General features: G+C 66.9%; 2 protein-coding genes. Both read left to right on the top strand.

What is annotated here, in order from left to right; genetic code table 11:
- The coding region (locus tag VGT80_RS18575; RefSeq protein WP_327458149.1) for a ferritin-like domain-containing protein at window positions 1–1,181 on the top strand (1,181 nt) is incomplete at its 5' end.
- A gap of 113 nt (window positions 1,182–1,294) precedes the next feature.
- Window positions 1,295–1,824, top strand: a 530-nt coding sequence (locus VGT80_RS18570; RefSeq protein ID WP_327458148.1) for a lipocalin family protein, incomplete at its 3' end; no start/stop codon positions are given.

The raw sequence follows: 1,824 nt of genomic DNA, 5'->3' as shown, positions 1-1,824 counted from the left end.
GCCGTGCGGGGCGATCCTGGCTGAACGACGTTCAGGAGCCCGCCCGGGAGCAGAGCATGGCCGACGGCAACATCACCAAGGACGCCATGTATGGCGCGGTCGCGCCGGACGACTTCCAGGCCATGCTGACGCTGGACCGCTACAACGAACGCTCCACGGCCTTCGACAAGATCATCTCGGCGACCCACGACCACTTCTGGGATCCGCTGGATCCGAAATACATCGACTTCTCCACCCCCTTCGACCTCGAGACCGAGGCGATGATGCCGGAGGAGACCCAGCCGCTGCTGCGCCTGCCCTATGTCGACGCGACGCTCTCCGATCCCAGGCAGCGGATCGCCTTCATCAACTACATGCAGCTGCGCAGCTTCTCCTCGATCCTGCACGGCGAGCAGGGCGCGCTGAACCTGTCGGCCAGCCTGTGCCACGTGCTCTACGACCAGGGCGCCCAGGAATATGCCGCCAACCAGACCCGCGAGGAGGCCCGCCACGTCACCGCCTTCGCCCGATATGTGAAGGTGCGCTGGGGCCGGCCCACCGAATGCGGTGCGGCGCTGAAGAGCCTGCTGATCGAGATCATCGAGGCTCCGGAGGTCTACAAGAAGATCGTCGGCATGCAGATGCTGGTGGAGGGCCTGGCCATGGGCGCCTTCGCCCACGGCTACCGCTACAACCGCGACCCGCTGGCGCGCCGGCTGTTCCAGCTGGTGATGACCGACGAGGCCTTCCACCACAAGTTCGGGAAGATCTGGGCCGACCGCACGGTGCCGCAGCTCAGCCAATCCGAGCGCGACCTGGTGGAGGACTGGACGGCCCATTGCGCCCAGAAGCTCTTGTTCGACCGCGGCGACCCGCGCCAGTCGGCGGAGATCTACGGCCAGTTCGGCCTCGATCCGGAGCGGGTGATCGCCGACATCGTCCAGCGGCGCAAGGAACGCGACCCGACGCGCAAGTTCAAGGGCGAGACCAACGTCTTCCGGGTGCTGATCAAGACGCTGAACAACGCCGGCCTGATCACCGAACGGACGCGCGGCTTCTACGGCGCCTATGTGGACATGGACGAGCTCGCCGCCGAGGGCGACCGCATGGTCGGCGACGACATCGCCGAGGAGGGCATCCGCTACCTCCAGGAGATCAATTTCAAGGATCGCGCTCGAGCCGTCGGCATCGCGGCGGAGTAGCGCCGGGTCATGCCCGGTTCATTTTCGGAGCCCTATATTGCGGCCATATGACCCGCCGGGCGCGACACGCCGGGCGGTTTCCAGAACGACGCTGCGCTACTATCTGGGGCTCCATGTTCAAGCGACTCCTCTCAGCCGCCGCTCTTTCCGTCTGCGCCGTGGCCGCTTCGGCCCAGGCCGCGCCGCCCGCCGTGACGGCCCTGTCGTCCGGTCCCGCGCCGCGCATCGAACTGACCCAGATGATGGGCCGCTGGTACGAGGTCGCCCGCATCCCCAATCAGCTGCAAAAGGGCTGCCAGGGCGGCACGTCGGACTGGACCCGCAACGGCGAGGGCTTCGCCGTGATCCAGGCCTGCCACAAGGGCAAGGTCGACGGGCCGGTCTCGGAGTGGAAGGCCAGGGCGCGCAGCCTCGACCCGGTGACCAATTCGCTGTTCAAGATGAGCTTCTTCGGCGGCCTGGTGTCGAAGGAGTACCGCGTGCTCGACCATCACGCCGCCGACGGCTGGCTGATCCTGGCCACCGACGACGGCCACTATCTGTGGCTGATGTCGCAGAAGCCGGTGATGGCCGCCCCCGTGCGCGCCCAGGCGCTGGCCAAGATCAAGTCGCTGGGCTTCGACGTCGGCCGCCTGGAATTCCC

Source organism: Phenylobacterium sp., assembly GCF_035944335.1.
Taxonomy (GTDB): Bacteria; Pseudomonadota; Alphaproteobacteria; order Caulobacterales; family Caulobacteraceae; genus Phenylobacterium.
Note: the sequence above shows the minus strand (reverse complement) of the source record. Positions and strands in the feature narration are given on the sequence as shown.